Annotated in this window: 16 protein-coding genes and 3 pseudogenes; 14 read left to right on the plus strand and 5 right to left on the minus strand. The window is 39.8% G+C overall.

Annotation, left to right across the window (positions count from 1 at the left end):
- Positions 1-174: 174 nt before the first annotated feature.
- Entirely contained in the window at positions 175-555 is a 381-nt protein-coding gene (locus tag BK584_RS17160; protein ID WP_078393709.1) for a VOC family protein, read from the minus strand.
- Positions 556-1,310: 755 nt separating this feature from the next.
- Here BK584_RS17160 and BK584_RS17165 point away from each other — a divergent pair.
- From BK584_RS17165 to BK584_RS17200, 8 genes and pseudogenes are all read left to right on the plus strand, one after another.
- Complete coding sequence (locus BK584_RS17165; RefSeq protein WP_078393710.1) at positions 1,311-1,775, plus strand: GNAT family N-acetyltransferase; 465 nt, start codon at positions 1,311-1,313, stop codon at positions 1,773-1,775.
- Between the two features lie 261 nt (positions 1,776-2,036).
- A complete protein-coding gene (locus tag BK584_RS17170) occupies positions 2,037-2,315 on the plus strand; it encodes a hypothetical protein (RefSeq protein WP_078393711.1) in 279 nt (92 codons plus the stop codon).
- 241 nt (positions 2,316-2,556) lie between these two features.
- On the plus strand, positions 2,557-3,888 hold the full coding sequence (locus tag BK584_RS17175) for an L-cystine transporter (protein ID WP_078395710.1): 1,332 nt from the start codon (positions 2,557-2,559) through the stop codon (positions 3,886-3,888).
- A 268-nt stretch (positions 3,889-4,156) separates the two neighbouring features.
- Positions 4,157-4,546 (plus strand): DUF5082 domain-containing protein, encoded by a 390-nt coding sequence (locus BK584_RS17180; RefSeq protein ID WP_078393712.1) that lies wholly within the window; start codon positions 4,157-4,159, stop codon positions 4,544-4,546.
- 19 nt (positions 4,547-4,565) lie between these two features.
- Positions 4,566-4,829 (plus strand): YwqI/YxiC family protein, encoded by a 264-nt coding sequence (locus BK584_RS17185; protein WP_078393713.1) that lies wholly within the window; start codon positions 4,566-4,568, stop codon positions 4,827-4,829.
- A gap of 20 nt (positions 4,830-4,849) precedes the next feature.
- A complete protein-coding gene (locus BK584_RS17190) occupies positions 4,850-6,934 on the plus strand; it encodes an LXG domain-containing protein (RefSeq protein WP_078393714.1) in 2,085 nt (694 codons plus the stop codon).
- A 5-nt stretch (positions 6,935-6,939) separates the two neighbouring features.
- On the plus strand, positions 6,940-7,323 hold the full coding sequence (locus tag BK584_RS17195; RefSeq protein ID WP_062052583.1) for an immunity 22 family protein: 384 nt from the start codon (positions 6,940-6,942) through the stop codon (positions 7,321-7,323).
- Positions 7,324-7,736: 413 nt separating this feature from the next.
- A pseudogene (locus tag BK584_RS17200) lies at positions 7,737-8,231 on the plus strand (recombinase family protein); the annotation flags it as partial.
- Between the two features lie 24 nt (positions 8,232-8,255).
- Here the strand turns inward: BK584_RS17200 and BK584_RS17205 are convergent.
- On the minus strand, positions 8,256-9,089 hold the full coding sequence (locus BK584_RS17205; RefSeq protein WP_078393715.1) for an IS3 family transposase: 834 nt from the start codon (positions 9,087-9,089) through the stop codon (positions 8,256-8,258).
- Positions 9,090-9,205: 116 nt separating this feature from the next.
- Here BK584_RS17205 and BK584_RS17210 point away from each other — a divergent pair, with 116 nt between their 5' ends.
- Together BK584_RS17210 and BK584_RS17215 are read left to right on the plus strand one after the other, a co-directional pair.
- Positions 9,206-10,144 carry a hypothetical protein gene (locus tag BK584_RS17210; protein WP_078393716.1) on the plus strand — a complete coding sequence of 313 codons (939 nt, stop codon included), beginning with the start codon at positions 9,206-9,208 and terminating at the stop codon, positions 10,142-10,144.
- 262 nt (positions 10,145-10,406) lie between these two features.
- On the plus strand, positions 10,407-11,048 hold the full coding sequence (locus tag BK584_RS17215) for a hypothetical protein (protein WP_139365692.1): 642 nt from the start codon (positions 10,407-10,409) through the stop codon (positions 11,046-11,048).
- Between the two features lie 22 nt (positions 11,049-11,070).
- Here BK584_RS17215 and BK584_RS17220 read toward each other — a convergent pair whose 3' ends face one another.
- The gene (locus BK584_RS17220; protein ID WP_169871339.1) at positions 11,071-12,237 is read right to left on the minus strand and encodes a DUF418 domain-containing protein; all 1,167 of its coding nucleotides are present in this window, start codon (positions 12,235-12,237) and stop codon (positions 11,071-11,073) included.
- A 260-nt stretch (positions 12,238-12,497) separates the two neighbouring features.
- Between BK584_RS17220 and BK584_RS17225 the strand changes: the two genes are divergently transcribed.
- Complete coding sequence (locus tag BK584_RS17225; protein ID WP_169871340.1) at positions 12,498-13,367, plus strand: TetR/AcrR family transcriptional regulator; 870 nt, start codon at positions 12,498-12,500, stop codon at positions 13,365-13,367.
- A 108-nt stretch (positions 13,368-13,475) separates the two neighbouring features.
- On the opposite strand, the gene BK584_RS17230 is transcribed toward BK584_RS17225, so the two are convergent.
- Positions 13,476-14,252, minus strand: coding sequence for an alpha/beta fold hydrolase (locus BK584_RS17230; RefSeq protein ID WP_078393720.1), 777 nt, complete (start codon positions 14,250-14,252; stop codon positions 13,476-13,478).
- Positions 14,253-14,373: 121 nt separating this feature from the next.
- Positions 14,374-14,694 carry a MazG nucleotide pyrophosphohydrolase domain-containing protein gene (locus BK584_RS17235; RefSeq protein ID WP_078393721.1) on the minus strand — a complete coding sequence of 107 codons (321 nt, stop codon included), beginning with the start codon at positions 14,692-14,694 and terminating at the stop codon, positions 14,374-14,376.
- A gap of 194 nt (positions 14,695-14,888) precedes the next feature.
- Between BK584_RS17235 and BK584_RS17240 the strand changes: the two are divergent.
- The 3 genes and pseudogenes from BK584_RS17240 (at position 14,889) to BK584_RS17250 (ending at position 17,853) form a co-directional block, all read left to right on the plus strand.
- Positions 14,889-15,857: pseudogene (locus tag BK584_RS17240) on the plus strand (LacI family DNA-binding transcriptional regulator).
- Between the two features lie 123 nt (positions 15,858-15,980).
- Positions 15,981-16,946 (plus strand): annotated as a pseudogene (locus BK584_RS17245) (ABC transporter permease).
- 16 nt (positions 16,947-16,962) lie between these two features.
- Entirely contained in the window at positions 16,963-17,853 is an 891-nt protein-coding gene (locus tag BK584_RS17250; protein ID WP_078393722.1) for a carbohydrate ABC transporter permease, read from the plus strand.
- The last annotated feature ends 13 nt before the right edge of the window (positions 17,854-17,866 follow it).

Below are 17,866 nucleotides of genomic sequence, written 5' to 3' on the forward strand. Positions count from 1 at the left end.
CCATGCCAATATATTCATGACCATCTTCTTTTGTAAGCCTTTTCTTATACGTGCGAACAAAAAGCCGCTTTTGACTGTGGACAAGAAGCCTACCACAGGATTAGAACGATGACGAAAGTATAAAAAACAAAAGGATTGAGCAGTTTAGCTCAATCCTTTTGTATGGATAGTTACTTAATCGGTCATAAATTCGAGTGTATTGCCGTCGGGATCCGTGCAAAAAATTTGTTGAAAACCGCTTGTACTATTTTTCTTTTCAATAAATGGTACGCCTTGTTGTTCTAGGAAATCGATCGTTTCTTTATAGCTGTTGACACGAAAAGCAACATGTTCATTTCTTGAATTTATTTGATTACTTTTTTGATGCAAGACAGCCCCAGAACTTGCTTCAATGAGGTGAAGTTGTTGTGTCCCGATGGCGTACCAGGCACCTTTGAAAGTAAAGGGAGGGCGATCCAACTCGGGCAACTGAAGTTTATTGCTATAAAATGCCTTTGCTTTTTTAATGTCTTTTACGACAAGACTGACGTGGTGTATTTCTAATGCATGTAACATGATGATTTCCTTTCTTTGTTTGCTTAATAGTGTGTGTTACTTCAATGGGTCGGATTAGAAAAAGAGATTTTCATCCGTTCGGCCTCTTATTAGAAACGGCAAAACAGAAGTGATCGAGTGCATACTTTTTCGATGAAACGGATGCATAGAACTTCTAATGTCGTAGCGTCTAGTGTACTCTGGATGATCGAGATCTGCTCCAACCGTGGATAATGTGTATAAGCTTAATAGAGCTGTATTTTTAGGAGTGAGATAGTTGCAGGACCGTATCGTCATTTTTCTGATCCTTCCTATTTGTTTTTTGTTTCATCATTTCGGTAACCGTGAAAGAGCATAGGAAAGCAAAATCTACTTTAAAATGGAAGACTCGCATCTCGAAAGTTGTGTAAGAGAGTTCGTCATGTTCATTGATGGGATGCTAGAATAAAGGTAGCTGAACGCAGTAGTATATGGAAAACCTCGTTGATGAAGAAATCATATAGGTTTGGCGAGAAGATGTACAGTGAAGCGTTTTAACAAGTAAAGAAAGGCAGAACGGTTAAAAAAGAAGAAATGATAGAATAATCTATTAATTTTTAACGGTACTCGTATGGTACCATACCACTTTTTAAAGGTCAACTAGCTTCTGTTTCTTACCATCATGAAAAACAACATGTTGACTAGGTTTTACAATAAAGGTGAGGAGCACGCTTCATTTGATAGAATGGTTTTTAAAAGCGTAAAAAAATAGGAAGTTAAAAAGGAGAGTCTGTTGTATGGATATTCGGAAGGCGAAGCAAGAAGACGTGAGGGAGATTGTCCGTTTGTTAGCGGACGATGAACTAGGTTCTAAGCGTGAAAGAAATGAAGACCCATTACCAGAGACATATTTGGAAGCGTTTAAACAGATTGAGGCTCAAAGAGGCAACGACATACTACTAGGGATCGAAGACAAAGAGATAATCGGGTGTCTCCAACTAACTATTATTCCAGGTTTGTCGAGGCAAGGAATGAAACGAGCACAAATTGAAGGAGTGCGCGTGAAGCAAAACGTTCGAGGTAAGAAGGTTGGAGAAGCTTTGCTTAAGGAAGCGATTGCGCATGCAAAGTTGGAGGGATGTGGACTGGTTCAATTAACGACAGATAAACAACGCATTGATGCGCATCGCTTTTATGAACGGTTAGGTTTTTTGGCTAGCCATGAAGGGATGAAATTGTCTTTGGAAGGGATTAAAGAATAAGGCGGACAAAGGGAGAAGCTATCAAGGCAGTTAGGTACACTACAATGATCAACAACGCAAGATTCCGAAAATTTACTTATAAAGAACAGTTAGAGAAGGGGCGGTTCCTATAGGTGCACTATTCGTTGTTGTGGGGCTTTACATCATTATTAGTCTCGTAGTCATTGCCGTTGATTTTTTAGAAATAGGTATCAAGATTTCATTGCTTTATTTTCTAGTATTGCTTTTATCGCTTTATTGATCGGTGGTGTTCAATTAAGTATGAATCAAAAACAGAAAAAAATAGAAACACAGGAAGAAGTAGCGGCAACGAAAGATAAAGACCAGTTTATGTTTAGAATGAACGTAGAAGAGAAATTTTCGTATATCATAATTGCCTTTATTTTCGGAGGTTGGTTTTTAGCATCATTCACTACACAAGCTAATACACTAGAGGCGTATAAAATTGTTGAATGGAACATTTTTATGCTTGTATCTATTTTGGTTATATACATCTTTTTGTTTGTTTATTTTATGAAATTTAGTCGAATGCAAGAATAATTCTTGTGTTCTTTTTTTATATAGATAGAAGAAAATAAGTATTTCATTAGTCAATTTAAATAAACATATAAAATCGAGTTGACTAATAGGGATTAATTGAATAAAGTAGGTGATGAACTTTTAAATAAGAAATCAATCATGTTTATAAAAAGATTGACCCGAGGAGGAAATTAAGGTGGAGTTATGGTTAACAATTGCTGTTATTGCTTCTGTCATCGTCGTAGCGGCGATTTTATTTTGGATGCAGCGTAAGCACTTGTCGTTTTCGGTTCGTGTTTTAACAGCGCTTGGAGCCGGGGTTGCTTTAGGTTTTATCCTGCAATTTTTCTTTGACCCTGAATCAAGTGTTATTGTAAATGCGATGGAATGGGTCGGTATTATGGGGACTGGCTACGTTCGATTATTGCAAATGATTATGATGCCGCTAGTTTTTATTGCAATTTTAACTGCATTTACACGTATTAAAGCAGCGAAAGATGTTGGCAAGATCAGTGGTTTGGTTATCGGAATGCTGATTGTAACAACGATTGTCGCTGGCGTAGTTGGTTTAACTTCGGCATCGGTCTTTAATTTAAGTGCAGATGACATTCAAGTCGGTTCGGCGGAAGAAGAACGAGGCGCATCAATGGAAGAACGCTACGCAAACATTGAAGCAGACTCACTTCCACAACAAATTGTGCAATTGATTCCAACGAATCCATTCCAAGACCTGACAGGTGCACGGTCAACGTCCACACTAGGTGTGGTTATCTTTGCGGCATTCTTAGGCGTAGCCTACTTAGGTGTTCGTCGAAAAGAAACAGAAGCGGCAGAGATGTTTGAAAAAATTACTGGCGCGATTTTTTCCGTCATCATGCGGGTTGTTACATTAATCTTACGGCTTACGCCATATGGTGTGCTTGCTATCATGACTTCGACTGTTGCGACGAGTGACTTAGGAGCGGTCACCACGCTTGGCACATTTGTGATTGCTTCCTATGTAGCATTAGGTGTTGTGTTTCTCATTCACTTGCTCATCTTGCTATTTATGGGACTAAGCCCTGTACAGTATTTGAAAAAAGCATTTCCGGTGTTGGCGTTTGCTTTTACATCCCGTACGAGTGCAGCGGCATTACCAATGAATATCCAAACCCAGAAAAAGCTCGGTGTCCCAGAAGGAACAGCGAACTTTGCGGGCTCATTTGGGCTTTCAATTGGGCAAAACGGGTGCGCGGGTGTATATCCGGCAATGCTTGCCTTTATGATCGCACCAACAGTTGGTCAAAACCCGCTTGAGCCAGGCTTTATTGCGATGCTTCTCGCTGTAATTGCTATTAGTTCATTTGGAGTAGCTGGAGTTGGAGGCGGAGCAACATTTGCAGCGATTCTCGTGCTATCAGCAATGGACCTTCCAATCGCACTTGCAGGACTACTTATTTCGATTGAGCCATTGATTGATATGGGTAGAACAGCAGTGAATGTATCAGGAAGTATGGTAGCAGGTATTTTCACTTCGAAAGTGAAAAAAGATTTGAACCATGACGACTATCGCAATGACGAATTACGAATAGACGGAATGGAATCAAATAGCTAACAGAGATAATGGTGAAAAGCTGGGATATCTATCCCGGCTTTTCTTTTTGTTGTATGGCCGTTTGTTTAGAATGTGAAATTAGTTTGACTGATAGGAAAAACCTCACGCATACACTTTCTAAATGTCTTCTTTTGCTAGGATGATGGTCATGTTTTTTTGTCAGTAGTAGACGATGGGAAAACCTTCCTATAAACTGGAAAAAGAGATAATGGTCGAATATTTTGTGAAAGTAAATACCTGTAAATGAACGGAAGTAGGGGGATCGATAATGACTGATATGACGCAACTATTCCGGTTGCAAAATGAAATAAGTGCATTTGTATTACAGTTGGGAAATGCAGAAGAAAAAATCGAACGGTTAGAATCAGCAAAGAAATCGTTAAGCTCTGAACAAGAAATGCTGCATGATCATAAGGCGAAGATAAAAGAGCCTGAACTAGACGGTGATAATTGGAGTGGGAATGAAGCATCTGACCATGAAGAAATCCGTAGTGATATGTATACGGCATATACCGATTCTCGAGATAAAGTCGAACAAATGTTAAGTTCGATTGAAACAGAAATTAGCAATCTTCGTGGTGAGGCAAACCGGTGTTCAGCGTCGATTGCATCAAAGGAATCGTCGTTGCAATTACTACGTAATCGTATAATCACCTAAATGGAGAGGAGAGTAGCTCATGCCGGAAATTAAAGTAAATGAAGACGAAGCACTAAGCGCATTAAGTGACGCAGGTGAAAAAGCAGGTTTTGCCGTCGCTGACAGCGAACCAGCGATTGAGACTTCATCAATGGCGTTCCTGACAAAACTAACGTCGTTCGAAACAGAATATGCAAATCAGCTGAAAGCGTATTTAGATGTCCTAAAAGGGGTGCAACAAGAAAGCGAAGAGCTCGTTAAAACATATGGAGAAGTAGATAAAACGCTCGCAAGTCATAGGTAAGACGGAGAGGATGCGAATGGATGAAGGTTCTTGACGTACAAGAAGTCATTGATGCAATTGATAAGATCAAAGGTGCCAAGCAACAGGATTCAGACAACCTTGAAAACTTGCGAGCAAGCATCCAAAAGATTGAACAACTAGAGTCTTTGCAAGGAGAAGGAGGAGAAGCGCTAAAAGACCATTTCAGGAGACTTCATGTACCTGTTCTCGAAGCGTTTCATTTACTCATTCGTCAATACATGGAACAATTAGATACAGTAAAGTCTAACTTACTAGGCTTTGAAACAAGCTCTGCCATTGTTAGGGAAGAGTTCCTTTCTGGTGACATTAAAAATGGTCTTGACCGTATTGCCACAAGTGCGACAGAGGATGCGAATGAAATTGAATCAATTCGCACATCGGTTAGTGATATTCTTGCGCTCACCCCTTTTTCAATGGATACGGTCTTAGGTTATGTAGACCGAGGCAAAGACCACGCAAACGAAACCATTAAGAAATTACATGCACTAGACGAAGAAAATGAAGCCCTGATGACGCAAGCAGAGAGCGCGCTACAAGAAGTAACAAACGTGGTGAACCACGTGTCGAACTGGTCGAGTGGTGGTGCCATTTTATCAGCAGATACATTAAAAGAAATTGATGCAAACCTCGAAGAATTATACACAAGCCTCGTCACAGAAGCGATTTTAATGGCGCCCCCAACCGATGAAATTGATTGGATAGGACAAGAGAGCGCCATGTATCAACAAGCACTCCCACTTGAGTTCTTGTACACAGGTGCTTATGCCAATATCCCAGGTGGACTCGAGTCGATGGGGTGGTATTTCATGAACCACTTCCCAGTTAGCGCGATGGTCAATGATGAACAAGCAATTCAGGCCTGTGCTGCTCCAGAAATCGATCATACTGTCGATGAAGGCGATAGTTGGTGGAATTCCATGTTCAACTTCTTTAAAGGGGCTGGCAGCGGGGTTGTAAATGCTGCAGGAGATGCGGTTGAAGGTGTTGTGAATCTCGTCACCGATCCAGTAGGAGTATATAATGACACGGTCGAATTTATTGGGGCAATTGTGGATGATCCTGCGCTGGTAGGGGAAATTGCGAATGAACTATGGAATGCATTTGATGAAGATTTTATTAATGGAAATGCAGAAAGCAGAGGGGAATGGACTGGTTATGCAATTACGCTCATTGCGACGGCTGCAGCAGGTGACAAAGGAATCTCTAAAATTGCAAATAGCAGCCAAATGGCCAAGGTTGGTCGAATTGGTGGAGACAGTGGTTATAAAACCCGAAATGAAATCGAATTGCGACTGGCTTCTGAAGCCAAAATAACAAGACCAAGCCTAAGTTCTGTCATGAAAGACGCACGGGTAAGTGGCGTCCAGGCAATTAGTACCTACGCCCAATCGATGAAAATAGGCGCCGTTATGACGGCTGGTCAAGTGAGCAATGCGATCAAACATACAACAGCCAATATGAAAGAAAGCCTCGCCCGTGGAATGAATAACCTTCAAGACAACATAAACGGGATGCCAGCCTTAGCACTGGGAGGAGTTGGCGGAAGCAAGTTACCAGTGAACTCGATGAATATACAGAAAATCCGTGCGGGTGTCGATGATGTTAAGAAGCAGAGTGTAAGGGATGTTGAGACGAGAGCTGGGAGTGGTTCTAAGGGTACTGTTAAAGATATACAGATTCCTTCAGTTAGAAATAATGAGTTTAATAAGTGGTTTGATAATCTATCAGTAGATGATTTTGAGAAAATGTGGAGTAATCCTCATTTGAGAAGTAAGATTGAAGATAGGATAAGACGTCCAGGAGGATATCATGAGTGGCACCTTGTAGCAAGAACACCCCAATTTAAAAAATGGGGTGTAAGCATGGATGATATAAAAGAAATGAGGACCTTAACTAAAGATGTTGAATTTATTAATCCTCCCGGAAGTCATGGAAGGCGAGGTTCTACAAAAGCACATAACGAGATTTTAAAAATCATTGATTCTGCTACTGATTATGATAGTTTTGTAAGAGAGCTAAACAAATGGGCTAGTAATAGAATGAAAAATGGAATTCTAGATTTACCAGAAGGTTTAAGGAGGTAAAAACATTGAAAAACGATGTTTCTTTGTGGTTAGGATACTTCGAGAATTTTGATGAGGTCGAAAAATACACTGAAGTAAAATATGACGAAGATGGAGATAGTATTCCTTCTACTTTTGAGAAAGAATTTAAATTAGGATATTATGATAGAGACTTAATTGAAAAAGACTGGATACCGGATGCTGAAGATGATATAAAAGAGCTTCTAGTGGATTTTTCATATGATGATCAGTTAATAAAGCAGTTTAGAGATGTTAAGTTAAACTCTAAATATAATACCATTATTTTGGTTTTTAACTATAATTATGATAAAGAAGGAAGGCATGTAGCTTCAGTAAACGAAAGTGCATACAAATTGGATTTTATAGGTACAGCAGAGTATATAGATTAAATTGTAATATTACAATGAAGAGTAAAGTACTTGATTGTCTACTTTAGGCAGCAAGTGCTTTTTATTTTATATTTTATGCAATCACGAATGATGCTTTACTGAAATTCATAGTTCATGAAGGTAGTTCCTTCATGGAGTATTGATTTTATATTTGGATTTTGTGAGAAGTATGATAAACAGGCGAGATGACATTTTATATGTCAAGAAGACTTATGATCCCGCAAAATCCACAAACTAAAGACAATGACAAAGCTCGTGGCGATAACAATGGGTAACGTGTAAGGGTGTTTCTTATATTGCGTTGGTTTATAAATTTTGTGTTGTATTTTTACTAGAGAGGGTCGTATAATACTCGCTATTCGTTAAAAAAAGCGTTACGAAAATTAAAATTTATGTAACGGGAGGGTGAAAAGTTGAATGTAGTAGGTTATATACGAGTCTCGACTCAAGGGCAAGCCAAAGAAGGGTATAGCTTGAAATATCAAGAAGACGAAATCAAAGTACACTGTAAGGAACAAGGCTTGAACTTGATACATATTTTTAGAGATGAAGGAATTAGTGGCGCAAAACTGAATGAAGAAGCATTGGAAATAGACAGGGTGGGCTTACAGGAGATGTTAGCTCACCTTTCGTCTGTCCAAGTTGTTTATGTGGTAGTACTGACCACAAGCCGATTATGGAGGTCGGATATTGTAAAAGTGCTGATACAACGAGAGTTGAAGAAATATGGCTGTGACATTAAAAGCATAGAACAACCATTTTACAGTATTCATAAGAAAGAACCTAATGACTTTTTGGTAAACGGCTTAATGGAGTTATTAGACCAATATCAACGTCTTGAAATAGCCCTCAAACTAACAAAAGGGAGAAACAAGAAAGCAAAGGAAGGCGGATATGCAGGAGGAAGAGCAACATGAACCGTCAACACTTTTCTAGACACTTTTTTTGTGGGCGGTTTGTTTAAATTCAATCGGGCTTTGATACTGTAAGGTTCCGTGTATGCGAAAATGGTTATACCAATGAAGATAGTCAGCTAGTTCACGTTCTAAGTCCGTGGTTGTGTCGAACGTATAGCGCTTTAGGAACTCGACTTTCACGATATGAAACATCGATTCAGCTACCGCATTATCGTAGGGACATCCTTTTAGACTTAACGAACGTTCAATCCCAAACGCCAGAAGCGATTCGTCAATGGCTCGGCTTGTAAATTCACTCCCTCGATCGGTGTGGAAAAGAGTGATTTTTCGTAAATCTCCAGTGACAGAAGCGAAGGCTTTTTTAACAAGTTCACTCGTTTTATTTGGTCCGTGACTCCATCCGATCACTTCTCGATTATACAGATCAAGCAGTAAACACACATAGTGCCACCGCCTGTTTACGCGTGTATATGTGAGATCACTTACGATACTATGTCGTTCTTCTTCTTGTGCAAACGAGCGATTTAACTTGTTGGCAATGACCGCCTCGTTACTCGGTGTTCTTTTGGGTTTGTATTTCGCAACGGTATAAACGGAAACCAACCCTTGGCTAGCCATGATTCGGCCAATCCGTCGTCTCGAGACATGGTACCCTTCTCGAAGAAGCAATGCTTTCAATTTACGCGTTCCATAAGTCCCTCGATTTTCTAAAAAAAGCCGACGAACGAGTGATGTCAGCGCATCCTCTTTGGGTTTACGTTGAGTATGTTTAATCGCATAATAGTACGTACTTCGAGAGAGGTTTAGGACGGCCTTGATTGGATTTAGCCTTTCGAGGTTTTTAATCATTTTTACTAATCGAATTGATTGTCATGAAACCGTTTTATCACATCTAATTAAGGGTACCTATAATCGATAAGGAAATATATGGAGAGTGTATTGCCATATCTAAAAGGAGAATGAGGATGAAAAAAGCGATGATGCTAGGAAGCGTAACAGTTGCTACAAGCTTGTTTGCCGTCGGGTGCAGTCAAGAAGGTAGTGGGGAATATGTTGATGCTCTTGCGCAAAAAGAAGAAGGAACCAAGTTTAGCTACACAGTCGAACTTGATGTGACTACACCGAGCACAACAGAAGGGATGCATGAGGTTTTAAGTCATTTGGCTACTCATATCGAGGACTTGGATTTGGGTTATACAGTGACTGGCGATAGGGATCAAGGTCACTATGAAATTGATCAAGCTTTACCTCGTCAGGCGACGCTCGTTCCATACCCTGTGCAAATGGATTTGACAGGGGCGCTGTTGGAAGGGGAATCGTTTTATTTGAAAACAGAAGAAATGATTGCGTTTGAAAATGAGCAAGGCACCTACGGCTTTACTTTGGAAACAACACCTGAAGTTGAAGATACATACGTTGAACTAACGTTGACGGATATCCCCTACACTCCAGAAGATCTATTGGAACGAAACGAGGACTATGAAGCGTTAATTGAAGAGGTTGAGGGAGAAAGTAATGGTGAAGGTGAAATGACCTATGTTGTTGATGGAGAAGAGGCGAGTACATATTTTAAAGAAATCATGAAAAAAAGTATGACGTATAGCTTTCCCGGCATTGTTGAGTTGCTAGATGAAGAGATGGAAGCACAAGTAACGATTGGGGAAGTAACAATAAACAGCCAGTTAGATGATGGCAACTTGCAAAAGGAGACGTACACGATCCCGTTTACGGAAAATGACCGAGAGTGGGAAATGGTCGTAGCTATAACGTATAATGACCTCGACTACAGTGGCGATATTAGTACGATTGACGACGAGGATCTACTAGACCGTGAAGCGTATAACGACTATATTGTCAGTGAACAGCAGCGTGATCTTGAGAAATTTATAAATTCCACTGATTGAAGAGTTTTGGGTTGGTATTTATATCTGCTGTTTATTTAACGAGATTTTTCAGGAGGGGATCTCTCTGAGTACAGTTTTTAAAATTTATGAACTAGAAAACGCGGTTGCGAAAGAAACACGCCTATTTTCCCTCTATAAAAAGAAATTAATAAACGAACAGCACTCCTATTTCAAATTTATAGTGGACATGCTGTTGGTTGTTTTTTCTGTTTGTATAGGATATGGCGTCCTTTTTCTTTTTAGAGATGCAATAGGTTCAGTTATGCTATCAACGGATAGGCCGTGGGCGTTACAGATTATTGCTATATTGCTTCTATGCGTAATCCCACTTGTCATTGGTTTTGTGACTTTCCAGAAACGGATAGCTCGATTTTATCAAATGAGATCAACAGAATTCTTTCAATTCAGGATGAAGCATGGCATACACGCGATCGAGGCCTGGATAATAAGACACCATTTAACGCAAAAACAAGTGGAACAAATAATCCTCCCTTCTATTAAACAAGAAATTTCGAAAAAAGAAATGTATTCGATAAGGTCTTTTTTAATGAAAGTCATTCCTGCCCTTTTTGTTGGTTTAATTGGGGTTATCCTTACTCATACATTAACAATAGCGATCCTCGATGAAGAGTTATTGAATCAAATTGGGGAAACAAGTGTCTACAATTTAGTGTTTGATCTAGCGGTGATGGTTATTGTAGCTAGTTTATTTGTTGGCGGCATGGTTTACAAAGTTGTGCCGGAAATAAATGTGTTTTCTCAAGTAGAGAAACTTAAACAGCTTGAGCGGTTACTCTATGCTTACTTACTGGAAAGTGAGAAGGAGCGACCGTCTATCTATCTCCCAGAGAACGCCAAAGATGGAGGCAAGTCAGCTTATTACTACAAGAAAGATATCGTATGAAAAAAGCAGCCATTGGCTGCTTTTACGATGCATGTGGAGAAGATTTGCGGTAGACCAGCTTGCGGAAAATATGATCAATCGGTCCATTTTTTTGTTGTGTTTCGAGCCAGTATGCAAGTCCAACGGCTGTAAGCCAAATGCAGAATGTGAGTCCCCATCCTGCCGCCATACCTAATTGATTGCCTAAATTAAAGGTTAATGGGGAGAGAAAGACAATTAACATGATCTCGTTAAAAATAAAAAAAGTAAGCGAACGTTTACCGAGCGACGTGATAGCTGTCACAGCAAGGTTTGGTTTAGTTAGTTTCGGTCCAATTAATCCAAAAATCGCTGCATAACCAGCTCCGCCTGCGATTCCTGTTGCCATATGGATGGCGAACGTTAACCCAACGAAAGCCGGGGCTAATTCGATCATTTGATTGCTATACAAAGCGTGAGGTACAGCCCCGACAATGGAGATCGTTAAACCGAGAACAGCTGCTTTCTTCAAGAAACGTTTGTTCTCTGACTTCTCATTTAATAAGCCTTTTTTACCAGCCCATATACCCATTAAAATCGATACGCTGACAGGTAACAAGAAGTGCGCTATGAACGGTCCTCCTGTGAGGAATTGCATAAATTGAGCGGTTACTTTCTCAAAATACCCACTATGGGCGGCAGGGATAAATTCAGCCCCGTTAAACTGGGCATAAGCCATCGCTGACCACGCTAAGGGTAGAATCACGATATAAGAGAGTGATAAGATAATAATGCTCTTTAGCACCGTTTTGTCGCTCTTAAATAAAAGCCAACAGGATAAAAGAAGTGCAGTACCGTAGATTGCTAGAATGTCTTTTCCACCTATTAGTACGGAAAGAATAAAACCAAATAGAATTAAGTACCAGGCTCTGCGGTAAAGAGAACTTTTGGCATCTTTTATGTCTTTGTTTCGTTTCATGTAGCTACGGACAATTAACGTGAGTCCGTACCCAAACAAAAGTGCAAACATCGCTCTCGCTCGGTTATCAACAAAGAAGACAGAGAGGAAGTTGGTCACTGTATCATAAACGTTTAAGCTTTCTGGGCGGCTAAGTAAAGAACTACCCAAAAATAAGGAAGCATGGGCCAGGGCAACCAGCAAAAGCATAAACCCTCTTGCTAAATCAAGTGAGATAAATCGTTTTTGTACTGGTTGAATTGTTGGTTTCATTTGGGCAATACCGCCTTTCTTGAGTGTTTTCTCCCCCTTTTGTGGGAGATCATGACCCATCATAGCATTGAGGATATCAAGCGTCAAAACTCATGGGTACTTATTTACAAAAAGAGTCTAATTGTTTAGGTACTTATGAGTACTAATTAGTACGAGTGAGCATGAGTTGGTGAAGGAAGACCAAAATTGGATCTTTGGAGGAAAGGAAGTTTTACTTTATAGTGGGGATAATGTACGTAAGAGGGAGAGGAGGTTGTAACGTGAAACAATCGGATATCATGCGAGTGGCGTTTCACTTATTTAGTGAAAAAGGGTATTCTGCCACAAGTGTTCAAGAAATTGTAGCGCAATGCAAAATTTCAAAAGCGACGTTTTATAAACATTTTTCTTCAAAGAAAGAACTTTTCTTTCAATTACTAGATTATCGGCATTTCCTATTTGATAGTGAAGAGCAAGCAATCGAAGAAAGTACACTTGAGGCAAAAGAAAAATTCTTAAAGAAAACAAAACTATATATGCGGAGTTTGTTTGTAAACCGGAAAATCTATCATCTCATTCCATTTGTGATGGAACAGGAAGAGTTTCGTGAATTAGAAAAACCGATGCGAGACTTTAAGATCAAATCGTATCATCGCTTAAAGCAGAATCTGATGGGAGCCTATACAAAAGTGGAACCAGTCCATATTTGGGACCTGGTCTTGCTTTATGATGCAGCAGTAAAAGAGTTTGTCGAAGTAGGTTCGTATAACGAAAATGAACTTGATCTTAATCATGCTGCGCAATCCATTGTTTCTTACATGGATCTTCTTTTAAAGAAAGGTGAATTGGACGAGCCACTGCTTTCTTCTAGGCTTATGGAAGAATTTGATCAATACAAGAGGACAGCGCAAGACGAAGTGCCAGCTGAAGCAGCAACAACCCGTTTCTTAAAACTATTAGAAGAACAAATTGAAGAAGTGCCCCTCGCAGGAACAGAGCGAGAAGCGCTGCGCGCCAATTTAGCGCTTTTAAAAGAAGAGATTGAACAAGAGGCACCTCGGTGGGAGTTAGTAAAAGCCCTTTTATTAGTATTTGAACAGCGGGATGAGTTTGTGATTACTGTGGAACAGATTAAAAAGTGTATTGGATAGAAGTATGAGGAAATAAGCACATGAAAAGGAAGCAGGGTGATCAGAGTCAATAAATATGGTTGAAATGCATTATCTCCCTTGACTCCTCTATTATAGTGATTGTAATAGCTAAGCAATGCTTCTCACATGCTTTAAAATTTCTTCGTTTACTTGATTAGGATTATCCAAGTTTGTAGCGTGATGAGCGTTTTTAATTTGAACGAAGCGTGAATGTTTGATCTTGTTGCTCATGTCCTCTTGCTGCCGTTCAATCATCGTATCATGGTCACCTTGCAGGAGTAAGGTCTGACAGTTTACTTTATGTAAGGAATCGCCGCTCTCCATTGTTGAGATCGCATTCCAGAGACGGATCCATCTCTTTAAAGGGATTGCACTGACTGCGCTTTTAATATAGTGTTCGTTCTCAGGGTTAAACTTAGATAGGGTGTTTGCTTGAATTCGTGCCAATAGACTCATTGGGATAAACCTGCTTGAAAAGCGGTTAGTGGGGACCACGATCTTTTCAAAGCGATTGTATGTATTTGTAAAAGGTGTACCGATTAAGATAAGAGACCGTACTGTTTCCGGATAGCGAATCGCCGTTTGCAAGGAGATGTGACCACCCAGTGAGAGACCGCAAAGATGGGCTTGTTTCACATCTAAATGCTGTAATAATCCGACCAAATCGTCGCTAAAATCATCCGAATTCACTTTCCCTTCAGGTAAGGACGATTGTCCGTGGCCACGAACATCCCAACAAATGGTTTTATAAGAATCAGATAACGCGTCAATTTGCGGCTGCCATTGTTTATGGTCCCATGAGGCACCATGGGTAAAGACAATGGCTTCACCAGTTCCTTTCACTTCGTAAAACAAGTCAACATTATTTATTCTTACTGTAGGCATGGCGATTCCCCTTGTCCTTTAATCAATTCTTGTATTTACACATAGAAAAAGTTATAAAGGATCCGTACACATGGTAATAATTAGGATGAAAGAGAACGGATATAAGTGGAGCTAGTCTGTATCATGCTTGTTCAAATCGTTTTGAGAGTTTTTCCTTATGTTGAGCGAAAACATCTTCTAATTCAATACCATATTTATTGGCGATGACAGCGATATTGCCAAGCACATCTCCTAACTCCTCGCTTAGTGCCTCTTTATTGTGAAGGTAAGTTCCTTCTTCTTCATCTGGTCGGTCTCGTCCAATTTCTAATGCACGAATCGCCCGAGCTACTTCACCTGTCTCTTCTGATAAAAAGCCAATTCGGATAAAGATGTTTAAATCTGACCAGCCTCTCAGCTGATAATAATCCGCGACCCAACTTTGAAATTCTTTTGTATTCATTTTAACCCACCTTTAGATCAATATCTATCGTACTTTTAATATATTAACACAAGATATTGTGTTCTTTGTCGTTTTATTTAGGTTTTTCTTTTCGTAGATGATTTCTGCCTCTAAGTGGATCGGCATCTTGTTTTTGGTACAATAAGATTCGTAGTTGTTCAAGCGGTGCTCTTTCATTAAGATAGGGAGAGAAGATGAAGCCGAAGATAAGAGATGTAGCAAAAGTGGCGGGGGTTTCGCCAACAACCGTTTCAAGAGTGTTAAATAATCGAGGCTATATTAGTGATGAAACACGGAAGAACGTGTATCAAGCAATGGAAAACCTCAATTATTTGCCAAATGATTTGGCGCGTTCGCTGTATAACAAACGTTCAAACCTGATTGGTCTCATTGTCCCAACTACCTCAAACCCTTTTTACGGGGAATTAACAGCAAGAATTGAGCATCACTGTGCTGAAAACGGATTAAAGGTGCTTTTGTGCAACAGTTTATACAACTTAGAAAAAGAAGAGAAGTATTGGGAGATGTTAAGAAGAAATCAAGTCGACGGTGTCATTGTTTGTACTTACAATCGCGGCTTAATTGATTATGATAACTATCACTTGCCAACTGTGGTTTTTGATCATTATTTATCGAGCCGTATTCCAGTGGTGAGTTCGGATAATTATACGGGTGGAGAGCTAGCGACAACCCATTTGATTTCAAAAGGATGCAAACATTGTTCACATTAATGGACCTGGTGATCTTGAAACACCTGCGAACTTGCGTCGAAAAGCGTATGAATCAGTGATGGAGAAGGCTGGATTAACAGCTTTTACGTGTGAAATTGAACCAATTTTAAAACAAGATGCGACGGCGGTGGCTGTAGCGAACTTGTTTGATGAACGGCCAAATATGGATGGTGTCTTTGCGAGTGATGATAGCATAGCGTTGACAGTCATTCGAGAAACAAACACGTGCCAAATGATATGAAAGTGGTGGGTTATGATGGCACAGAGTTTGTGACCTTGCTTGCACCAGAATTAACAACGGTCAAACAACCGATTGATGAAATGGCGAATACAGCTGTCATAGAACTAGTTAAACAAATTGAACAGCCAAATGAACCAATTGCAGGAGAGTTTGTTCATAAGGTGACGTTAAAAAATGGGACAAGCGCATAATTGAGGTGAAAGAACTGCTTCGCTAAGAAGGGTTCTTTTTTTGGTTTAAATTTTTATGAAACCGGTTGACATAAAACCAAACAATGAAAACGCTTTACATTTTGATGTGAAGGTGGGTATGCGGTGGCGACAGTAGAACAACGAAAAACGAATGCATCTGGGAATTTAAAGTTAAAAAGAAGAAAACGAAAGTGGTATGTAGAGTTTGCGAGAAGTTGGCAACTGTATTTGCTATTAGCACCAACGCTTTTGTATTTTATTGTTTTTAAATATTATCCAATGTACGGACTGCAAATTGCTTTTAAAGATTATTTACCAAGCCTTGGTGTTTGGGGGAGTGAATGGGTTGGTTGGTCGCACTTCGAACGTTTTTTTAATTCTTATCAATTCTGGGAGATTATTCAGAACACGCTAGTTTTAAGTATTTATGAACTGGCAGTCGGGTTTCCACTCCCGATTCTTCTTGCATTAATGTTGAATATGTTAATCAGTCATAAGTACAAACGGTTTATTCAAACAGTCGTATATGCACCCCACTTTATATCTGTTGTGGTGATGGTTGGGATTTTATTTGTCTTCTTATCGCCTTCAAGTGGATTAATTAATCACTTTATCGTCCTGTTTGGCGGGGAACCGATCCACTTTATGGCTAGTCCTGAATGGTTTAAAACATTGTATGTTTTCTCTGGTGTGTGGCAAGGAACGGGATTTGCGGCGATTATTTATTTAGCAGCGCTTTCGGGTGTTGATCCTTCCTTACACGAAGCGGCTGTTATGGTCGGGGCAAGTAAATTCAAACGGGTGTTACATATCGATATTCCAGCGATTATGCCTGTATCCGTCATCATGCTCATTTTGGCACTTGGAAACTTAATGAATTTAGGCTTTGAAAAAGCGCTTTTAATGCAAACACCATTAAACAAAGAATCGTCTAATATTATTGCGACGTATGTGTATGAAGTTGGCATTTAACAAGCGCAGTATAGCTTTGGAACCGCAGTTGGCTTGTTTAACTCGATTATTAACTTAATCTTGCTTGTGACAGTCAATCAAATCGCTCGTAAAGTATCCGACAATAGCTTGTGGTAAAGGAGGTCAATCTGCGTTGAACCAAGTAAAGCGAACAAAAGGCGACAAAGTATTTGATGCGGTCAACATGTTCATGTTGACACTCGGTTGTTTAATTGTGTTGTACCCGCTCTATTTTATTGTTATTGCATCGATCAGTGATCCCAATCGAATATTCGCCGGAGATGTGTTGTTCTTACCTAAAGATATGACGCTTGATGGGTATAAACGAATTTTTCAAGATCCTGGGATTTGGAATGGCTTCAAAAATACCTTTCTTTATTCTTCGCTCGGGACAGCGATAAGCGTCTCGTTAACAGTGACCGCCGGCTATGCATTATCTCGAAAAGATTTAGCGGGTCGGAATGTTATTATGGCTTTCTTACTCGTTACGCTCTTTTTCCACGGTGGCATGATTCCAACGTATTTGGTTGTGCGTGATTTAGGCATGGTCAACACAGTTTGGGCGATGGTCATTCCCAATGCAGTGGGATTATGGAATGTAATTATATGTCGAACGTTTTTTCAAACATCCATTCCAAAAGATATGCTGGAAGCTGCACAAATCGATGGATGTAATGACTGCAAGTTCTTTTCGAAAATTGTTGTGCCTTTGTCTAAACCAATCATTGCGGTCATGGTTTTGTTTCATGTTGTGACTCATTGGAATTCCTTTTTTGATGCATTGATTTACTTAAATAATGATTCGCTGTATCCGCTGCAACTGATTTTGCGGAACTTGTTGATTCAAAGCGAAGTGTCGAGTCAGATGATTGGTGATGTTGAATCAAACCAAGCGCAACTTGCTGTCGCTGAACAGATTAAGTATGGCGTCATTATTGTTTCTTCCATTCCTTTGTTAATTTTGTATCCGTTTTTGCAAAAGTACTTTGTGAAAGGTGTCATGATTGGTTCGATTAAAGGGTAATCCGAGAAGGGGG

Source organism: Shouchella patagoniensis, assembly GCF_002019705.1.
Lineage (GTDB): Bacteria > Bacillota > Bacilli > Bacillales > Bacillaceae_D > Shouchella > Shouchella patagoniensis.